16 protein-coding genes are annotated in these 17,191 nt (G+C 68.1%); 9 read left to right on the top strand and 7 right to left on the bottom strand.

What is annotated here, in order from left to right; translation table 11 throughout:
* Nucleotides 1-51: 51 nt before the first annotated feature.
* Both ACVWYS_RS16335 and ACVWYS_RS16340 read right to left on the bottom strand, forming a co-directional pair.
* Nucleotides 52-744, bottom strand: a complete 693-nt coding sequence (locus tag ACVWYS_RS16335; protein ID WP_456507564.1) for an SRPBCC family protein — start codon at nt 742-744, stop codon at nt 52-54.
* The gene (locus ACVWYS_RS16340; RefSeq protein ID WP_456510075.1) at nt 737-1,423 is read right to left on the bottom strand and encodes a helix-turn-helix domain-containing protein; all 687 of its coding nucleotides are present in this window, start codon (nt 1,421-1,423) and stop codon (nt 737-739) included. The genes ACVWYS_RS16335 and ACVWYS_RS16340 overlap by 8 nt, the downstream gene beginning before the upstream one ends.
* Nucleotides 1,424-1,679: 256 nt before the next feature.
* On the opposite strand from ACVWYS_RS16340, the gene ACVWYS_RS16345 reads away from it, so the two are divergent.
* Both ACVWYS_RS16345 and ACVWYS_RS16350 read left to right on the top strand, forming a co-directional pair.
* A complete protein-coding gene (locus ACVWYS_RS16345) occupies nt 1,680-2,678 on the top strand; it encodes an RluA family pseudouridine synthase (protein WP_116767088.1) in 999 nt (332 codons plus the stop codon).
* A gap of 28 nt (nt 2,679-2,706) precedes the next feature.
* On the top strand, nt 2,707-3,342 hold the full coding sequence (locus ACVWYS_RS16350) for a DedA family protein (protein WP_116767089.1): 636 nt from the start codon (nt 2,707-2,709) through the stop codon (nt 3,340-3,342).
* 13 nt (nt 3,343-3,355) lie between these two features.
* Here the strand turns inward: ACVWYS_RS16350 and ACVWYS_RS16355 are convergent, their stop codons facing one another.
* The 3 genes from ACVWYS_RS16355 to ACVWYS_RS16365 all read right to left on the bottom strand — a co-directional run bounded on the left by ACVWYS_RS16355 (nt 3,356) and on the right by ACVWYS_RS16365 (nt 7,362).
* On the bottom strand, nt 3,356-3,661 hold the full coding sequence (locus ACVWYS_RS16355) for a hypothetical protein (RefSeq protein WP_116767090.1): 306 nt from the start codon (nt 3,659-3,661) through the stop codon (nt 3,356-3,358).
* Between the two features lie 65 nt (nt 3,662-3,726).
* Complete coding sequence (ppc, locus tag ACVWYS_RS16360) at nt 3,727-6,540, bottom strand: phosphoenolpyruvate carboxylase (protein ID WP_344362851.1); 2,814 nt, start codon at nt 6,538-6,540, stop codon at nt 3,727-3,729.
* A 141-nt stretch (nt 6,541-6,681) separates the two neighbouring features.
* On the bottom strand, nt 6,682-7,362 hold the full coding sequence (locus ACVWYS_RS16365; protein ID WP_456507566.1) for an NADPH-dependent F420 reductase: 681 nt from the start codon (nt 7,360-7,362) through the stop codon (nt 6,682-6,684).
* Between the two features lie 165 nt (nt 7,363-7,527).
* On the opposite strand from ACVWYS_RS16365, the gene ACVWYS_RS16370 reads away from it, so the two are divergent.
* From ACVWYS_RS16370 to ACVWYS_RS16385, 4 genes are all read left to right on the top strand, one after another.
* On the top strand, nt 7,528-8,544 hold the full coding sequence (locus tag ACVWYS_RS16370) for an aldo/keto reductase (protein ID WP_116767093.1): 1,017 nt from the start codon (nt 7,528-7,530) through the stop codon (nt 8,542-8,544).
* Nucleotides 8,541-9,134, top strand: coding sequence for a TetR family transcriptional regulator (locus tag ACVWYS_RS16375; RefSeq protein WP_456507567.1), 594 nt, complete (start codon nt 8,541-8,543; stop codon nt 9,132-9,134). The genes ACVWYS_RS16370 and ACVWYS_RS16375 overlap by 4 nt, the downstream gene beginning before the upstream one ends.
* An 82-nt stretch (nt 9,135-9,216) precedes the next feature.
* Nucleotides 9,217-9,837 carry a TetR/AcrR family transcriptional regulator gene (locus tag ACVWYS_RS16380; RefSeq protein WP_116767095.1) on the top strand — a complete coding sequence of 207 codons (621 nt, stop codon included), beginning with the start codon at nt 9,217-9,219 and terminating at the stop codon, nt 9,835-9,837.
* Between the two features lie 126 nt (nt 9,838-9,963).
* Nucleotides 9,964-10,794 (top strand): DUF1684 domain-containing protein, encoded by an 831-nt coding sequence (locus tag ACVWYS_RS16385; protein WP_456507568.1) that lies wholly within the window; start codon nt 9,964-9,966, stop codon nt 10,792-10,794.
* 8 nt (nt 10,795-10,802) lie between these two features.
* Here the strand turns inward: ACVWYS_RS16385 and ACVWYS_RS16390 are convergent, their stop codons facing one another.
* On the bottom strand, nt 10,803-12,038 hold the full coding sequence (locus ACVWYS_RS16390) for an acyl-CoA dehydrogenase family protein (protein ID WP_456507569.1): 1,236 nt from the start codon (nt 12,036-12,038) through the stop codon (nt 10,803-10,805).
* Entirely contained in the window at nt 12,035-12,859 is an 825-nt protein-coding gene (locus ACVWYS_RS16395) for an SDR family NAD(P)-dependent oxidoreductase (RefSeq protein ID WP_344362833.1), read from the bottom strand. Before ACVWYS_RS16395 ends, ACVWYS_RS16390 begins: the two co-directional genes overlap by 4 nt.
* 252 nt (nt 12,860-13,111) lie before the next feature.
* Between ACVWYS_RS16395 and ACVWYS_RS16400 the strand changes: the two genes are divergently transcribed.
* The 3 genes from ACVWYS_RS16400 (at nt 13,112) to ACVWYS_RS16410 (ending at nt 17,157) form a co-directional block, all read left to right on the top strand.
* Entirely contained in the window at nt 13,112-14,299 is a 1,188-nt protein-coding gene (locus ACVWYS_RS16400; RefSeq protein WP_456507570.1) for a glycoside hydrolase family 76 protein, read from the top strand.
* 192 nt (nt 14,300-14,491) lie between these two features.
* Nucleotides 14,492-15,547, top strand: coding sequence for an iron ABC transporter substrate-binding protein (locus ACVWYS_RS16405; RefSeq protein ID WP_456507571.1), 1,056 nt, complete (start codon nt 14,492-14,494; stop codon nt 15,545-15,547).
* A 110-nt stretch (nt 15,548-15,657) separates the two neighbouring features.
* Nucleotides 15,658-17,157 carry an ABC transporter permease gene (locus tag ACVWYS_RS16410; RefSeq protein ID WP_116767101.1) on the top strand — a complete coding sequence of 500 codons (1,500 nt, stop codon included), beginning with the start codon at nt 15,658-15,660 and terminating at the stop codon, nt 17,155-17,157.
* The last annotated feature ends 34 nt before the right edge of the window (nt 17,158-17,191 follow it).

A 17,191-nucleotide genomic window follows, 5' to 3' on the forward strand; every position in this document is an offset into this window, starting at 1 on the left:
GCGCGTCACCAGGTGGAGTGCGCCTCGCCACGCGGGATGCGTGTCGCGGCCCTACGCATACACCTTCGCCAGGAACCCGGCCCAGGCCTTCTCCGTCGCCGCGGAGTCCCCGGCGCCGCTGAAGTCGTGCACGGTCATGCCCACCGGCGCCCCGAAGGCGTTGCGCCCGAAGAAGCGGTACATCGTATCCGCGGTCCGCAGCCCAAGGAAGTTCTCGTTGGCGAAGTCCACTTCGCCGGTGAGCGGGCCAACGCCGTCGAGATCCAGCTGGACCGTGTCCCCCTGGGCCGCAGCGCCAACGCCAAGGGCCTTCTTGAGCCGGTCGAAGCCGTCCGGGGTCTGCGATGCGTCCGGCGCCTGGATGTCAGTGAAGACCACGGGCTTGCCGTCGAAGTACTTCAGGTACTGACCCAAAGTGTGCAGATAAAACGCGGTGTGCTTGCTGGCGCCGTCGTACTGCTCATCCCAGTTGTCCGCGAAAATGCCACTGTGCACGTAGTGCAGCCGGGCGCGGCCGCCGTCGAGCGGTTCCAGGACGTGCTCGAGCTGGTTGAACCAGCCATCCGGACCGTCCATCCGGGACACGAGGTGTGCCGGGTACTCATCCACGGTCCGGACCGCCGGCCACTGGTCCGTGGGGAACATCCAGGCCGGGGTGTCCTTGGTGACGGCCTCCCACACCCGCTCCGGGGTGCCGGGGAGCTCGGTGTCGTAGACGATCTCAAATTCACGCTTGTCAGTCATTGTCCTGCTCCTTAGCTTGCGGGTCTGTAGTTTGTCCGTCTGTGGCGTGTGAATCGGCGGGCGCCGGGTTGGCTGCCGGCGCTTTGAGGGCCGGGTGGAGCGCGACGACGAGCCGGTGCCTGCGTCCCGCCGCCGGGGAACCCGCTGCGGGTCCCCTTCCGGCGTCGTGGTATTTGTCCACGAGTCGGGTCACGGCGACGCCGAGCTCCTCGGCAAAGGCCGCCCGGTCCGCCGCCGAGCGGAAAGTGATCTCGCCGTCGATCGCGAAGGTGGCAAGTTTCTGTTTGGCCGCGGCCGCACCGGCGATCAGCTGGCCCATCTCCTGGACCATGCGTGCGGCAAGCGCCAGCAGCCAGAAGGCCGAGAAGCGGTCCGAGAAACGGTGCGGGTCCGGCGCCACGGAAGCCAGCGCCGCCGGCGAAATCAGGTACGACGCCGCCGTCGCCTGCAGGATGCGTTCGGTGACGTTGCCTCGCCGCCGCTCCTCGACGAGCTCGACGAGCCCGTGCCGTTCGAGGGCTTTGAGGTGGTAGTTCACCTTCTGCCGCGGCAGGCCCACCTTCGCGGCGAGCTGCTTTGCCGATCCGGGCTCGGCCAGCTCGCGCAGGATCCGGGTGCGGATCGGGTCCAGGGAGGCCTCCGCAGCGGCCGGATCCTCGATCACTTCGATATCCAACATGCTTCAAGTCTGCTCGCCGACAATTTTATTTGTCAAGAACTTTTTTCTGGTCGGCGGGCCGGCGGACGGCAGGCCCGGTTTCGCGAGTTCGCCGGAGACGTACCAGTTCGCCGTAAGCTTCCGGCGAATTCGCACCCGTCCGGCGAACTGGGCGCAGAGGCGGGGCAGGGGCAGTGCGGGGCGCAGGGGCGGGGCAGGGGCGGGCGGGCAGGGGCGGGACGGTGGGCAAGAGGCGCACACGTAGAATAGACCCGTGATGCAATCCCCCCTCCCCGTGCGCGACGGCGTCAATGCAACGCGCCTGCGCCTGCCGGACGAGGGGCCCTGGGAGACGGCGCTGGATTACATGATGCACCGCTGGGGGCACATTGATCCGCAGGGCATAGAGGACCGGTTCGACGCCGGCGAGATCGTTGGCGAGGCCGGGGTGGCGCTGGACCGCGCCACGCCGCTGCAGGACCACACCTTCATCTGGTACTACCGCACCCTGCCGCCGGAGACGCGGATCCCCGTGGAGCTGACCATCCTGCACCAGGACGATCACCTGCTGGTCGTGGACAAGCCGCACTTCCTGCCCACCACCCCCGGCGGGACGTACATCCAGGAGTCAGCCCTGGTCCGGCTCCGGAACCAGCTCGGCCTGCCGGACCTCATCCCGATGCACCGCCTGGACCGTATGACGGCCGGCATCCTGCTGCTGTCCACGAACCCCGAGACCCGGGGCAAGTACCAAGTGTTGTTCGAAAAGCGCCAGGTCCAGAAGGAATACGAGTGCGTGTCCGCCGCCGAACCGGCCCCGGGCCACCCCGCGGTCGACTTCCCCGTGGTGGTGCGCAACCGGATGACCAAGTCCCGCAGCTACCTGCTCGCCGAGGTCATTGACGGCGAACCCAACGCGGAAACCCGGATCGAGCGGCTGCGGACATTTGACGCCACCGGCGCAACGGACGCCAACGCGCATGTTTCACGCGAGACCGACGGCGGCCCACTAGGCAGTAACGACGGCGGCCCCGGACGCCGGGCGCTGTACCGGCTGGAGCCGCACTCGGGGAAAACCCATCAGCTCCGCGTGCACATGGCCTCCCTCGGGCTGGGGATCGTCAACGATGCGTTCTACCCGGAACTGCTGGACAAAGCCCCGGACGATTACACCAAGCCGCTACAGCTCCTGGCCCGCGGAATCCGTTTCATCGACCCCATCTCGGGGATCCCGGTGGAATACCGCAGCGGCCTGAACCTGAGCGAAGCCCGATAGCAGGCTGGAAGTGCGGTACCTTGTGCCCATGGACTTCGGAAATGCGGACAGCTGGGGCGCCGCGATCTATTTCTGGATCTTCCCCTTCGTGATCGGCGATGCCATCTTTCCGCCCATCCCCTCAGAAATGCTCGTCATCACCGGCGGCGCGCTCTCCGCGGAGGGCCACGTCAACGGCTTCCTCGTAGTGCTCTTCGCCGCCGTGTCCTCCTGGCTGGGGGATCTGCTGGTGTTCCAACTGTTCAAGCGGCGGCTCAGCCACGTGCTTGACCGCTGGAAATGGGGCCTGCAGTTCCACGCGGCTGTGCACTCGGCGATTGCGAAGGCAGGCCGGTCCTCCACGTATGGCGCGATCATCGGCCTCCGTTTCATCCCCGGCGGACGGCTCGCCACGACGGCTGCGGCAGGCATCGCGAACGTTTCGACGCGCGGGTTCAGCCTCTGCGCGGCCCTCGGCGGCCTGCTCTGGGCCAGCTGGTCCGTGGCGCTGGGCTATTTCACAGGTTCGGCCACCCGGCTCCCCTTCTGGGCGAGCTCCCTGATCGGTGTGGGCGTCGGGCTGCTGATCGGCGCGATCGTGGGCGTGATCGTGACGCGGCGGCGGGGCAGCCGGTCCCCCGTCGCGCCCGCCCCCGGCGACCCGGACGAGGAACTCGACTTCTAGACGCCCGAACTTTCTAGACTGGCGCCCAGCGGCCTCGGCTGCGCCGAAGCACCGTCAGCGCACCGGTGAGCGCAACGCGTTCGACGGCGTCGCGCATCATGGCGGCCGATTCGAGCGCCTGGCTGTTCTCGGTGCTGTACGCGGTGGCGTCGACGAGGAAGCGCAGGTTCAGCTGCGGCACGCCGCCGGCGAGATCAAGCTGGTGGGATTCGACGTGGTGCCGCGTCCCGAGCGCCTCGACAGCCGCGGCCATGACCGCTTCCGGGTGGTTGCCCGGCTTGAGTCCGGTGATCTTCAGTCTGGTCTGGAACGACGGCATGAAACAACCCTATCGGCCCTCCGATCCTCCCGCAGATCCTGAGGGAGGATCGAAACGGGGGCCGGTTAGCCCGTGTTGCGTAGCCCGGCGGCGACGCCGTTGACGGTGATCAGCATGGCGCGCTGGAGTCGCTCGTCGATCTCGGCGCCGGAGATGCTCGCCCCGGCCTCGGCCCGGACGCGGCGCAGGAGTTCCACCTGCAGGTAGCTGATCGGATCGAGGTACTGGTCCCGGATCTCCAGTGAGCGCTTGAGGGTGGGCTGGGCGTCGAGGATCACGTGCTCGCCGGTGAGGTTCTGAATTTCCGCCACGGTCAGCTCATACTCTGCCCGGATGGTGTGGAACAGGTGGTGCAGTTCCTCCGGCACCAGGGTGGAGACGTAGTAGCCGGCAATGTCCATGTCCGTCTTGGCCAGGGTCATCTCAACATTGGAAAGCACGGAGCGGAAGAAGTGCCAGCCCTCGATCATCTCCTTGAGCTGGGCCGAGTTTCCGGCCTCCCGCGCGGCTTTGAGGCCGGAGCCGACGCCGAACCAGCCCGGGACGATCTGCCGTGACTGCGTCCAGCCGAAGACCCACGGAATGGCCCGCAGGCCCTCAAGGCCGGCGCCGGAATCGGGCCGCTTGGACGGGCGGGATCCGATGTTCAGCGACCCCAGCTGCTCCACCGGGGTGGAAGCCATGAAGTACGCGGGCAGGTCGGGGTCGTCAATCAGCGTGCGGTAGCGGGCAAACGCGGCGTCGGAGACGGTTTCCATGACGTGGCCGTAGCGCACGCGCTGGTCCTCGGAGGTCCGCGGCGCACGGTGCAGCGCCGAGCCCTGCATCACCGCGGCGAGGGAGAGTTCCAGGTTTTCGCGGGCCAGTTCCGGCAGGGAGTACTTGTCCGAGATGACCTCGCCCTGCTCGGTGAACTTGATCTCCCCTTCGAGCACACCGTTGGGCTGGGCCATGATGGCGTCGTAGGTCGGCCCGCCGCCGCGGCCCACGGAGCCGCCGCGGCCGTGGAAGAGGCGCACCCGGACGCCGTGCTTCGCCGCCACGTCCCGGAGCTTGCGCTGGGTCTTGTAGATTTCCCACTGGCTCGTCATGACGCCGGATTCCTTGTTGGAGTCCGAATAGCCGAGCATGATTTCCTGCACATCGCCGCGCAGCCGGACCAGCTCGCGGTAGGACGAATCCGAGAGCAGCCGGTCCACGATCTCGGCCGAGGCGCGCAGCTCCTCCACGGTCTCCAGCAGCGGGGCGAAGCCGATCTTGGCGTACGGCGCCTCGCCGAAGAGGCTGACCAGGCCGGCCTCGCGGGCCAGAACGGCCGCGGCCAGGACGTCGTCCGCGCCGCGGGTCATGGAGATGATGTAGGTCTCGATCACGTCGGGGCCGTAGGTGCGCAGGGCGCGCCGGATCTCCCGGAAGACGTCGTACGTGCCGTCGGCGACGCCGTCCAGCTTGATCGGGTGGCCCGAGAGCGGGCGCCGGGACGCGAGTTCGGAGCCCAGGACCTCAAGCCGCTCGGCACGGCTGAGCTCCGCGTACCGGACACCCGGGCCGCCGAGGCGGTCCATCAGCTGCCCGACGGCGTCATGGTGGTGGTCGGCGTGTTCGCGGATGTCGAGGGTGGCCAGGTGCAGGCCGAAGGAGGCGATGGCGCGGCGGACCCGGGACAGGGCGCCGTCGGCGGCAAGCGCGGCGTGGTGGTTCCGCAGCGAGCGTTCCAGCAGGCCGAGTTCGGCGAGGAGCTCGGCGGTGGCGACGTAGTCGCGGCCGGGCTCGTGCGCGGATCCGGCGGCGACCCGACGGCCGGTGTTGATCAGCTTGGCCTTGATGCAGGTCAGCTTCAGCCGGTACGGCTCCTGCGCGTTGAGCTCGAGGACACGGCGGTCCAGGCCGGGCAGGTTCTTGAGGTCGACGTCGATCGAGTCCAGGAGTTCCTGGTCCGCCCCGGCCAGCGCGGTCGAGTTGGACAGGATGGAGATCAGCCCGTCGATCAGGCCGATGCTGATCCGCACGGCGTGCTGGTTCTGGATCTGGAGGATCTCGCGGGTGACCGCGGCGGTGACGTTGGGGTTGCCGTCGCGGTCGCCGCCGATCCAGGAGCCGAAGCGGATCGGCGCCTTCTGCGTCGGCAGCGTGACGCCGTGCTCGGCGAGCAGCTCGGACAGGTCCGAGAGCATTTCCGGCATGGCGTCGCTGAGGATGCCGGTGAGGTAGTAGATGGCGTTCCGGGCTTCATCGACGGGGGTCGGCCGGACCTGGCGGAGTTCGTCGGTCTGCCACATCTGGTCGATCACTTCGGACAGGTGACGGTCCTGGCGTCGGCGCGCGGACGTGCCCTCCGCCGTCGATTCGGCAAGGATGTCCGAGAGCCGGCGGATCTTGTCCAGCACCGAGCGGCGGGAGGCCTCGGTGGGGTGCGCTGTGAAGATGGGGCGGACGTCGAGTTCGTTGACGACTTCCTGCAGCACGGAACTGCCGGCCTGGTCCGCGATCTCAACGACGGCTTTGGCGAGCCAGCCGTCCTTTTCCTGCCGGCTGCGCAGCCCGCGGACCCGGTGGACCTGCTCGGCGGCGTTCGCCAGGTGGAAGTAGAACGCGAAGGCGCGGACCAGGTCGGTGGCCTGCTCGAGCGGCAGGGAGCCGAGCAGTTCGCGGACCTGGGCGACGACGTCGTACGAGCTCCACGGCCCGGTGGCGTCGGCCCCGCCCCGGGCGGCCTCCTTGGATTCCTTGGTCAGCAGGCGCACCTGCTCGACGAGGTCCAGGAGCTCGGGCCCGTGCTGGCGGACCAGGGATTCGCCGAGAAGGGTGGAAACGCGGCGGACGTCGGCCCGGAGTTCGGCCGCAAGATCGGTGTCGGAATGCATTGCAGTGTCAGCCATGGAAACTATCTTTCGAGGGTTCGACGTGGCTCGTACACTGCGCTGGATACTGTGAGCCGGATTACTTCTTCCCATGGGATGTTACCCGGAGGCACTCCCGTCCGGAATTCCGTCTCAGATAGTGTCAGTCCCCTCCGGGACCTACCGCGCGATCTTGAAGTTGAACTCGCCCGTGCCCAGCGCGCCCCAGATCCGCAGCCAGATCGGCAGGATCATTTCCGCCCCGCGGGCACTGGTGATGTCGCCGAGGTCGATCACGTCGCGGTGGCCGAGACTCTTGAGGATCCCGGTCACTGCGGCTTTGGCGTCGGCGTCGTTGCCGGAGACGAACACCGAGTGCTCGCCGCCGGCCACCCGCGCGGGATCCACCATCACCGAGGCCGTCATGGTGTTCAGCGTCTTGACCACCTTGGCCTCGGGGAAGGTCCGCTGGATCTGCTCGCCCAGGCTGTCCGTGTTCACCGGGTTCAAGGACGGCGGCATGCCCTGCGAAAAGTCCAGCGGGTTGGCGATGTCCATGATGACCTTGCCGGCGAGGTTCCCGGAGCCCGCAGCGGTCAGGGCTGCCAGGGAACCGCCTCCGTTCGTGGCGTTGACGACCAGTTCGGCCCCGGCCGCGGCGTCGGCAAACGCGGCGACGCCGACTCCGGAGTTCGCGGCGTGCCATTGGGCGAACGGCGGTGTGCCCATCATGTCCGGCTCGGTCCGGGCAAGTGTCGCCTGCGGGTCGCGGGTGCCGATCACGACGTCGTGCCCCAGGCCTGCGAGTGCGCCGGCAATCGTGCGCCCCACCATGCCGGTTCCCAGTACTGCAATCTTCATGGCATCCTCATTCTGAATCAGTGGAGTAGACAGGTTCGTCTACGTGTGGGCAAGACGCTATCAGACAGACCTGTCTACGGCAATAAAAAAGGGCACCTTGGGCGCCGGGAATCGATCGACTGACAAATATTGAAATATGTCAGCTGTCCGCGGTAGTCTCTCTCCATGACTACTTCTCCCCTCGGCCCCACCCGCACCCTGGGCTCCAGGGGCCCCGCCACGGCTCCCATCGGCCTCGGACTGATGGGCATGTCCGATCTTTATGGACCGGCAGACGACGCCGAGAGCGTCGCCACGATCCATGCCGCCCTCGACGCCGGCGTGACGCTGCTGGACACCGGGGACTTCTACGGCATGGGACACAACGAAATGCTGCTGCGTGATGCGCTCCGCGGCCGCCGGCGCGAGGACGCCCTGATTAGCGTGAAATTCGGCGCACTGCGCGACGCCCGGGGCGGATGGAACGGCGTGGACACCCGCCCCGCCGCGATCAAGAACTTCCTGGCCTACAGCCTGCGGCGATTGGGTACAGACTACGTTGACATTTACCGGCCCACCCGCCTCGATCCGACCGTCCCGGTGGAAGAGACCATGGGGGCCCTGGCCGGACTCGTGAAGCAGGGCCTCATCCGCCATATCGGCCTGTCCGAAGTGGGCGCCGAAACCCTGCGCCGCGCCAACGCCGTCCACCCGGTCTCCGATCTCCAGATCGAATACTCCCTGATTTCCCGCGGCATCGAACAGGACATCCTGCCGACGGCCCGCGAACTCGGTATCGGCATCACCGCCTACGGCGTACTGTCCCGCGGCTTGGTATCGGGTCACTGGCCCGCGGCCGGCACCGGAAACCGGCGCGATTTCCGGGCCCACCTCCCCCGATTCTCCGGCGAGAACCTGCAGCGAAATCTCGAACTCGTCGAACGGCTGCGCGGCATCGCGGACCGCAAGGGCGCGACCGTCGCCCAGCTCGCCATTGCTTGGGTCCTGTCCCGCGGCGAGGACATCGTCCCCCTCGTCGGCGCCCGCCGTCGCGATCGGCTCACCGAATCGCTGGGAGCGGCCGACCTGGTCCTCTCCGGCGAAGACCTGGCAGCGATCGAGGCCGCCGTCCCGGCCGGCGCCGCCGCGGGCACCCGCTACGACGCCGGCCAGATGGCCTGGCTCGACAGCGAACGCCGGTGACGCCTGCCGTCGCCGTCCTGACGGAGGAGCGCATCCTCGACGCCGCCGAAGATGTGCTGCGGCGCTTCGGGCCGGCCAAGGCCACAGTGGTGGACGTTGCGAAGGCCCTCGGCGTCAGCCACGGCACCGTGTACCGGCACTTCCCCACGAAGGTGGCGCTGCGGGACGCGGTGGCCCGGCGCTGGCTGGACCGTCTCGTGGAGCCGCTGGATCCTGCCCGGGATACGAACGGCCCGGCCGCGGAACGCCTGCTCCGCTGGCTGGAACGCCTCGCGGCCATCAAACAGGGCTTGGCACTAAATGATCCCGAGCTGTTTGCCACCTTCAGCCAGCTGACCGCCGAGGCGCGGGAAGTCGTGGCGGCCCACGTCGACCATCTGGCCGCCATGATCACTGAGATCATTGCCGACGGCGTCAGCAGCGGCGAGTTTGTGGTGACGGATCCGGTCACGGCCGGCCGTGCCGTCCTGCACGCGACCGCACGGTTCCACCACCCGCTGCACGCGGCGGAATGGGCGGATCCGGCCGTCGGCTCGGAGCTGCACGAGGTCTGGCGGCTGCTCGTGCAGGGCCTGGCCGCACGCCCATAGGCTGGCGACAACACGGGGCAGGCTGGATGCTACATAAAGGACGAGCCGGGCATAGACAGACTTGTCTGTGTACGATTGTGACATGACGTCGCCAGCAGCCACCGCCCCGCCGGCTGCCCGGACCCCCGCCGGGCAGGCCCGGGAGAAGATCCTGGCCACGGCCTTCCGCCTCTTTTATGCGCAGGGACTCCGGGCCGCCGGCATCGATACGATCATCGCCGAGTCCGGCGTCGCCAAAGCCACGTTCTACAAGTACTTTCCGGCCAAGGACGACCTCATCCTGGCGTATCTGGAGAGGGTCGACGGCGTCTGGACCGGGCAGCTTCACGCCGCAGCCGAAGCCGCCGGGGAAGACCCCGCCGCGCAGCTCGTGGGCCTGTTCGATGCCCTGACCACGGCCTGCCGGCGCGACGGCTACCGCGGCTGCGCCTTCATCAATGCGGCCGCCGAGTCGGCCTCCGGCACCAGGGTCCACGACCGGACCGTGGCCCACAAACAGCAGATCCGCGCCTGGATCAGGGATCTGGCCGTGCGCGCTGGCGCGCACGACCCGGACCAGCTGGCCCGCGGCCTGACCCTGCTGCTCGACGGCGGGCTGGCCAGCGGGGTGCTCGACGGCGACCCTGATGCGGCCGCCGCGGCCGGCGCCGCGGCGGCCCAGCTCGTGGCAGCCAGCCTCGAAACTCCACCCACCCCCAACTGACTCGCAGCAGTGGCCGTTTTGAGGCGTCAAAGCGACCCCTGATGCGTGCTAGTTGTGCCGATACCTCTGGAAGTGCCCATGATCACTCCTGAACCAGGGACTCGTTCGAAGCCCACACCTGATTCCATGCCCGCAACTGATCCAGCGAAGGATCCCCAGCTCGCCCGCTGGCAGCGCTTCCGGAACAGCCGCAACGCGGCCCTCGTGAGTGAGCACGGCTGGCTGACGCTGACGTCCTTTCAGTGGCTGGAGGACCGTCCGTCCGCCGTCGAGCTCGCCCCGGGGCTCTGGTCCACGGACGGCAGGGCGGCCCGCCTCACCGCCGCCGCGCCCGAGGGCCTGACCCTCGTGGAGACCGGCGAACCCGTGGACGGGACCGTCAGTGCCGAACTCGCCGACGAGGAATCGTTGATGTGGGTGCAGTACGGCGGCGACGACGGCCGTCAGGTAGTGGTGGAACTCGCCATGCGGGCCGGCAAGTACGCCATCCGCACGAGAGACTCCCAGTCACCGGTGTTCACCGGGTTCGACGGCGTGCCCACCTTCGACTTCCGTCCGGACCTGGTGATCGAGGCCCGGTTCGTGCCCTATCCGGAGCCCGTGGACGTGCCGATCGGCACCGCCAACCCGCTGGTGGACGGGATCCACCGCTCGGTCGGCGAGCTCGTCTTCCGCCTTCCGGGCTCGGAACACGAGTTCCGCCTGCAGGCGGAGGAGGAGAAGCTCGGCGCCCTGACCGTGACGTTCCACGACGAAACCAACGGGGAATCAACGGACGAGTGGCGCAAGGTCTCCACCGCAAAACCCCGGCCAGATGGAACGGTGATCCTGGACTTCAACCGGGCCATCAACTACCCCAGCGCCTTCACCCCGTACGGCACGTGCCCCATGCCGGTGAAGAACAACAGCCTGGACTACCGGATCGAGGCCGGCGAGAAGGAGCCCGGACTCTTCTAAACGGTCTTTTAGACGATCGCGGACACCCCGGTGATGGCCCGCCCCGTAATCAGTGTGTTGATCTCGAACGAGCCCTCGTAGGTGTAGATCGCCTCGGCGTCGGAGAAGATCTTGGCCATCCGGTAGTCGGTGACGATCCCGTTGCCGCCCAGCAGGGACCGGCCCATCGCCACGGTCTCGCGCATCCGGGCGCTGACGTAGGACTTCGCGAGCGCCACCTGCGGCATGTCCGCGGCACCCTGGTCCTGCAGCTGTGCGATCCGGACCATCATGCCCATGCTGGCCACGGCATTGCCGAGCATGGTCACCAGCTGCTGCTGGACCAGCTGGAACTTCGCAAGCGGCCGGCCGAACTGCTGGCGTTCGACGGCGTACTGCCGGGCGACGTCGAACGCCGCAAGCTGCTGCCCTACCGCCTGCCAGGCCACCATGATCCGGGAACCGCGCAGGAGCTCGTTGGTGTCCTCGAAGCTGCTGATGCCGGCGAAGCGGTCCGCCTCGGCCACGCGGACGTCGGTGAAGACGATATCCGCGTTCTGCACGGTGCGCAGGGCGATCTTGTTCTCGATCCGGCTCCGGCTCACGCCGGGCAGGGTGGCGTCGACGATGAAGCCCCGGATGCCGCCGTCGGCCTCGTCCCGGGCCCAGACCAGCATGTAGTCGCAGAACGTCCCGTTGCCGATCCAGCGCTTGGCGCCGTTGAGCACCCAGACGTCGCCGCCGCCGGCCTCGACGCCGGGAATCCGCCGGGCCCGGGTCTCCATGCCGCCAGCGACGTCCGAACCGTGGTCCGGTTCGGTGAGCGCAAAGGCACCCGTCGTGCGCAGGTTCGCCGCGTCGTCGAGCAGGCGCGCCTTCTGTTCGTCCGAGCCGAAGCCGAAGAGCGACTCCACGAAGAGGTCATGATGGACCAGGAAGAAGGTCGCGAGCGAGGTGTCCACGCGGGTCATCTCGGCGATGACGATCCCGGCGAACAGGTTGCTGTAGCCGCGCTGGGCGGGGGCGCTAAGCTCCAGGGCCGCCAGCTTGGGCAGGATATGGGCCGGGAACTCGGCCTTGTTCCACCAGTCCGTGGCGAACGGGGCGACCTCGGCCGCCAGGAACTCCCGCAGCTGCGCCAGTTTGGCCTGCTCCGCGGTGCTGAGCAGGGATTCGTAGTCGAAGAAGTCCGCCGCGGGCAACCCCGCCACAGATGCCACTGCCGCAGCCGGTGCTGCCCCGGCGGCCGGCCCGGTCCGGGTCATTTCGGGCCCATCCGGATGGCGCCGTCGAGGCGGATGGTCTCACCGTTGAGCATGGCGTTGTCCACAATGTGCGCTGCGAGGTTGGCGTATTCGGCTGGACGGCCCAGCCGCGAGGGGTGCGGCACCTGCTGGCCCAGGGAGTCCTGCGCCTCCTGCGGCAGTCCGGCCATCATGGGGGTCTCGAAGATCCCCGGCGCGATGGTGACCACCCGGATGAGCGAGCGCGCGAGTTCGCGGGCGATCGGCAGCGTCATGGCGGCCACGGCGCCCTTGGAGGCGGCGTAGGCGGGCTGGCCGATCTGGCCGTCGAACGCGGCGACGGAGGCGGTGTTGATGATGACGCCGCGTTCGGGACCGCCCAGTTCCGTGCTGACAGGCTCGGTGGCGGCCATCGCGGCCGCGGCCAGGCGGATCACGTTGAAGGTGCCCACGAGGTTGATCTGGATGACGCGGTTGAAGGTCTCCAGGGGCAGCACGCCCTCGCGGCCCAGGACCTTGCCCGGGGTGGCGATTCCCGCGCAGTTCACCGTGATGCGCAGCGGGCCCAGGGCGACGGCGGCGTCGACGGCGGCCTGCACCTGCGTTTCGTCGGTAACGTCGGCGGGGACAAAGACGGCCGTGCGGCCGCGTGCCTCAGCGCCGCCAGTGGACGTGCCACGGTGAGCGGAAGCGGTGAGTTCGGCGGCAAACGCGGCCCCGGCGGAGCCCGGCAGATCCACGAGCACCACCGATGCGCCGGCGTCGAACAGGCGCCGGGCCGTGGCAGCTCCGAGACCGGAGGCCCCGCCCGTAATCAGCGCGACAGTACCCTTGATGTCCATGCATCCTCCTTGATGTGGAACCGAACCCCGGCCGCGAAGCCTCGACGCGGGCGCCGCCTGCAGCAGCGGCCCGCCGGGAACATTAGTTAGTGAATGTTAACTGGAACGCCGGCATTCCGCACCTTTGCCCGCGCCCCACGGAACGATTCCACCGCACGCCTGCCGGCACGATTGCACTGCGACCTCGACTGCACCCCCGGAGGCCGCCGTCACGAACGGTGTCCGGGCAGGTCCCGCGATTAGGCTTGAACCATGACCCGAGCCGACGCCGCCCCCAACTGGTCCTTCCGCGCGGACGAGGCCGCCCGCTCGGTGACCAGGCTCTTCGGACAGCGGCTCTTTTTCCTGCCGGGGACCCACATCGGAGCAATCCTCCGGCCCTCGGGCCGGCTCAAGAGCCTGTCCCGGCCCTGGCACTACTGGTGGCAGGCGCACTACCTGGACTGCCTCGTGGACGCCGGCCGCCGGGAGCTGGGCTCGTCGGGGCATCCGGGCGCCAAGTTCGACGGCGAGAACCGGCCCAGCGCCGGCAGGCTCGCCTCCCGGCTCGTCACCGGGATCCGGCTCCGCAATTTCCTCACGGTGGTCAATGACTACTACGACGACATGGCCTGGCTGGCCCTCGCCACGCTCCGGCTGGACAGGCTCGCCGAGGACTCCCGCAAACGCACCGGCCGGGAGCGCAACGCCAAGGTCCTGCAGAGCCTGACGCTCCAGTTCGACGCCGCTTCCACGGACGATCTGGGCGGCGGCACCTTCTGGAGCAAGAAACGGGACTTCAAGAACACGCCCGCCACCGCACCGGTGGCCCTCTACTACGCGCGGACGGGCAACCGGGCCAAGGCCCAGGCGCTGCTGGACTGGCTCGACGCCCGGCTCTACGCGCCTGAACAGGGCCTGTACCGGGACGGATTGCGGATTTCCGGCACGGGCGAAGCGGTACTGGAAGAGACCATCTACACCTATAACCAGGGGCCCGTCCTCGGCGCCCTGCTGGAACTCGGGGGCGCGGCGAACCTCGAGCGGGCGGCCGCGCTGGTGGAGGCCGTGGCGCGCAGCCTCACGCAGCCGGCGCCGCTGCTGGGCCGAAGCGCGGCGGTGTTGCGCTGCGAGGGAACGGGCGACGGCGGACTCTTCACCGGGATCCTGGTCCGATATCTGGCCCTTGCAGCCCTAAACGAGGGCCTTCCGGCCGAAACCCGGGCCACGGCGGCGACCCTCGTAAATGACACCGCCCAGGCCCTCTGGGAGGGCCGGCGGATTCTCCCGGCCCACGACCGCCTCGCCCGCGGGGGCAGCCATCTGGTCTTTTCCAACCGCACCGAACTGCCGGCGCGCCGCAGCTATCCGGAGGGCGCCGCCGTCGAGCTCTCCACCCAGCTGCAGGCCTGGATGATTCTGGAGGCAGCCGCATCGATTGCCCCGGCACACGCCCCGTAGGCCGCCCCGACGCCGGCGCTAATTACGTCACGCAATAGTTTCGTAATTCATGTGATCCTGATCACTTAACGCGTTCTCAGGTTGGTTGCTTAGGTTTGGCTAACCTACAGTCTTTCTTAGTGAGCATGCCCTAACTTCCCCGCTCACGGGGGTCAGGGCACCTACGACGACTTCCTTGCAGAAAGTAGCCCCATGAAGATCCGCACCAACGCACTGGCGGGCATCGCCCTGGCCGCCACTGCCGCCCTGGGCCTGGCCGCCTGCGGCTCCGGTTCATCCTCCCCGGCCGGCAGCAGCGCAGCCGCCGGCGGCACCCCGTCGGGTGAGATCACGGTCTATAACGCCCAGCACGAGTCCCTGACCAAGGAGTGGGTGGACGCCTTCACCGCGGAAACCGGCATCAAGGTCACCCTGCGCCAGGGCGACGACACCGAGATGTCCAACCAGATCGTCCAGGAAGGCCAGGCGTCGCCGGCGGATGTCTTCCTTACTGAGAACTCGCCCGCCATGGCCCAGGTGGAAAACGCCGGCCTCTTCGCGGACGTGGACAAAGCCACCGTGGACCAGGTACCCGCCGAATTCCGCCCCTCCACCAACAAGTGGACCGGCATCGCGGCACGCTCCACCGTGCTGGTCTATGACAAGAACAAGATCAGCGCGGACAAGCTGCCCAAGTCGATGCTGGACCTGGCCAATCCCGAGTGGAAGGGCCGCTGGGCCGCCTCGCCGTCGGGCGCCGACTTCCAGGCAATCGTCTCGGCCCTGCTGGAGCTCAAGGGCGAAGCCACCACCCAGCAATGGCTCAAGGGCATGAAGGAAAACTCCAAGGCCTACAAGGGCAACAGCACGGCCATGAAGGCCGTCAACGCCGGCGAAGTGGACGCCGCCCTGATCTACCACTACTACTACTACGGCGACCAGGCCAAGACCGGCGAGAACTCCAACAACGTCACGCCGTACTACTTCAAGAACCAGGACCCCGGCGCCTTCGTCTCCGTCTCCGGCGGCGGCGTGCTGAAGTCCTCGAAGAACCCGGCGGCCGCCCAGGCCTTCCTGAAGTTCATCACCGGCAAGAAGGGCCAGGAAGTGCTCCAGAAGGGCACGTCCTTCGAGTACGCCGTCGGCTCGGGCGTCCCGTCCAACGAAAAGCTCGTACCGCTCAAGGATCTGCAGGCACCCACCGTGGATCCGGCCAAGCTCAATTCCGCCAAGGTCACCGAACTGATGACCCAGGCAGGGCTGCTGTAACGGCAGTGACTAACAAGCTGGCGGTCCCAGGTCCATCCGGTGATTTGACGACTGACACGACGACGGCGGGCAGGGTCAAGCGACCCCGCCCGCCTGTCGGCGTCTCTGCTGTGTCCATCGTGGCGGTGCTGATCGCCTTGTTCTCCCTGGTGCCGTTGGCCTACGTGATCGTCATGACGGCCGCCACCGGGTGGGACACCGCCGTCTCCCTGATCTTCCGCCCTCGGGTGGGCGAACTGCTGCTGAACACTGTGCTCCTGACCGTGGTGACGGTGCCCTTGTGCCTGATTCTGGGCGTGGGCGGCGCCTGGCTCGTGGAACGCACCAGCCTGGTGGGCCGGAAGTGGTGGGCTGTGCTGCTCGCGGCCCCGCTGGCCATCCCCGCCTTCGTCAACAGCTACGCCTGGGTTTCCGCGGTCCCCTCCCTCGGCGGGCTGTGGTCCGGGGTCCTGATCGCCACCCTGTCCTATTTCCCCCTCGTCTACATCCCGGCCGCCGCGACCCTCAGCCGCCTGGACCCGGCCATCGAACAGTCCGCCGCGTCCCTCGGCCTCGGCGCCTGGCGCGCCTTCTTCCGCGTGGTGCTGCCGCAGCTGCGCATCGCCATGACCGGCGGAGGGCTGCTGGTCGCGCTGCACCTGCTGGCCGAATACGGGGCCTTCGCGATGATCCGCTTTGACACCTTCACCACCGCGATCATGGTGCAGTACCAGTCCACCTTCAACGGCACCGCCGGGAACATGCTCGCCAGCGTCCTGGTCTTCCTGTGCCTGATCCTGCTGCTCGTGGAGGTCCGCAGCCGCGGCAGCGCCCGGTACGCCAGGATCGGCTCGGGTGCCCAGGCGCGCGCCTTGCGGCTGCCCCTGCACGCGTATCAGGTCCCCGCCCAGCTGTCCCTGATCGCCCTCACTGCGCTGGCGTTCGGCCTGCCGCTGACGTTCGTGCTGCGCTGGGTCATCGCCGGCGGGCCGGATGTCTGGGCCGCGGAGGAGTTCATGCCGGCCCTGCTGCAGACCCTCGCCTACGGCATCGCCGCGGCCGTGGTCACCACCTTGGTCGCGTTCCCCATGGCCTACCTTGCCGTGCGGCGTCCGGGGTGGTTCAGCAAGTCCTTGGAGCTCTCCAACTACATCACCAGCTCCATGCCGGGGATTGTGGTGGGCCTGGCGTTCGTGACCGTAAGCATCCGGATGCTCCCCAACATGTACCAGACCTCGGGACTCCTGATCGCGGCCTATGTGCTGCTGTTCCTGCCCCGGGCCCTGGTGAACCTCCGCTCCGGGCTGGCCCAGGCGCCGAAGGAACTCGACGAGGCCGCGCAGGCGCTCGGCAAGCCGCCCCTGCTGGCGTTCCTCCGTGTGACGCTGCGCCTCACGGCCCCCGCCGCTGCCGGCGGCGCGGCACTGGTGTTCCTAGGGATCGTCAACGAGCTCACGGCCACTCTCCTGCTCTCCCCCAACGGGACCCGCACGCTCGCCACCGAGTTCTGGAGCAAGAGCAGCGAGATTGACTACGCCGGCGCCGCTCCGTATGCGCTCCTGATGATCCTGATCTCGGCGCCCATGACCTACCTCCTTTTCCAGCAGTCCAAGAAAGTGGCCGGACAGTGACCGATTTTTACCCTCCGCACGAGGCACCCTCCCG

The organism is Arthrobacter sp. TE12231, from assembly GCF_054062895.1.

Coding starts and splice junctions, on each gene's coding strand:
- ACVWYS_RS16335 (WP_456507564.1), bottom strand. CDS start 744: ATGACTGACAAGCGTGAATTTGAGATCGTCTACGACACCGAGCTCCCC.
- ACVWYS_RS16340 (WP_456510075.1), bottom strand. CDS start 1,423: ATGTTGGATATCGAAGTGATCGAGGATCCGGCCGCTGCGGAGGCCTCC.
- ACVWYS_RS16345 (WP_116767088.1), top strand. CDS start 1,680: ATGCAATCCCCCCTCCCCGTGCGCGACGGCGTCAATGCAACGCGCCTG.
- ACVWYS_RS16350 (WP_116767089.1), top strand. CDS start 2,707: ATGGACTTCGGAAATGCGGACAGCTGGGGCGCCGCGATCTATTTCTGG.
- ACVWYS_RS16355 (WP_116767090.1), bottom strand. CDS start 3,661: ATGCCGTCGTTCCAGACCAGACTGAAGATCACCGGACTCAAGCCGGGC.
- ppc (WP_344362851.1), bottom strand. CDS start 6,540: ATGGCTGACACTGCAATGCATTCCGACACCGATCTTGCGGCCGAACTC.
- ACVWYS_RS16365 (WP_456507566.1), bottom strand. CDS start 7,362: ATGAAGATTGCAGTACTGGGAACCGGCATGGTGGGGCGCACGATTGCC.
- ACVWYS_RS16370 (WP_116767093.1), top strand. CDS start 7,528: ATGACTACTTCTCCCCTCGGCCCCACCCGCACCCTGGGCTCCAGGGGC.
- ACVWYS_RS16380 (WP_116767095.1), top strand. CDS start 9,217: ATGACGTCGCCAGCAGCCACCGCCCCGCCGGCTGCCCGGACCCCCGCC.
- ACVWYS_RS16385 (WP_456507568.1), top strand. CDS start 9,964: ATGCCCGCAACTGATCCAGCGAAGGATCCCCAGCTCGCCCGCTGGCAG.
- ACVWYS_RS16390 (WP_456507569.1), bottom strand. CDS start 12,038: ATGACCCGGACCGGGCCGGCCGCCGGGGCAGCACCGGCTGCGGCAGTG.
- ACVWYS_RS16395 (WP_344362833.1), bottom strand. CDS start 12,859: ATGGACATCAAGGGTACTGTCGCGCTGATTACGGGCGGGGCCTCCGGT.
- ACVWYS_RS16400 (WP_456507570.1), top strand. CDS start 13,112: ATGACCCGAGCCGACGCCGCCCCCAACTGGTCCTTCCGCGCGGACGAG.
- ACVWYS_RS16405 (WP_456507571.1), top strand. CDS start 14,492: ATGAAGATCCGCACCAACGCACTGGCGGGCATCGCCCTGGCCGCCACT.